Source organism: Arthrobacter sp. GCM10027362 (genome assembly GCF_042679445.1).
Taxonomy (GTDB): Bacteria; Actinomycetota; Actinomycetes; order Actinomycetales; family Micrococcaceae; genus Crystallibacter.
In genome coordinates this window covers 1-635 of sequence record NZ_JBHTML010000443.1, presented here as the reverse complement: position 1 = coordinate 635, position 635 = coordinate 1, and the positions used below count along the sequence as shown (strand labels likewise).

General features: G+C 77.5%; 1 protein-coding gene. It reads left to right on the top strand.

Going from position 1 to position 635, the window contains the following annotated elements:
- On the top strand, window positions 1-635 hold a 635-nt coding region (locus ACFQ36_RS23260; RefSeq protein WP_377017997.1), incomplete at both ends, for an FAD-dependent oxidoreductase.

The window sequence follows — 635 nt, the reverse complement described above, 5'->3', positions numbered from 1 at the left end:
CGGCATCGAGGCCCGGCACGCCGTCGTCCTGGCCACCGGCTCGACACCATCGGTCCCGCCCCTGGACGGGCTGGACGCGCTGCGGTTCTGGAGCACCCGCGAGGCCACGGCCGCGCCCGAGGTCCCCCGGAGCCTGCTGGTGCTGGGCGGCGGAGTGGCCGGCGCCGAGCTGGCCCAGGCCTATGCCCGGCTCGGCGCACGGGTGACGCTGGTGGCCCGGCGGGACCTGCTGGGCAGCTATCCGGAGCCGGCACGGCGGCTGGTGGAAAAGGGCCTGCGGGCGGACGGGGTGGACGTGCGCCTGAATACCGCCACCTTGCGTGCCGGGCAGGACGGGGACGGCTTCCGCCTGGAGCTGGCCGGCGGCGACGGTCCGCCCGGGCCGGTCACCGGCGCCCGGCTGCTGGTTGCCACCGGCAGGAAGCCGGCACTGGCCGGGCTGGGCCTGGAGGAACTGGGGCTGGACCCCGCAGGACTGGGCGTGGATCCGAGCGGCCAGGTGCGCGGGGTGGACGGCGGCTGGCTGTATGCCGCCGGGGACGCCGCCGGCAAGGCCCAGCTGACCCACCAGGGCAAGTACCAGGCCCGGGCCGCCGGGGACGCCATTGCGGCCCGCGCGGCCGGGAAGCTCGACG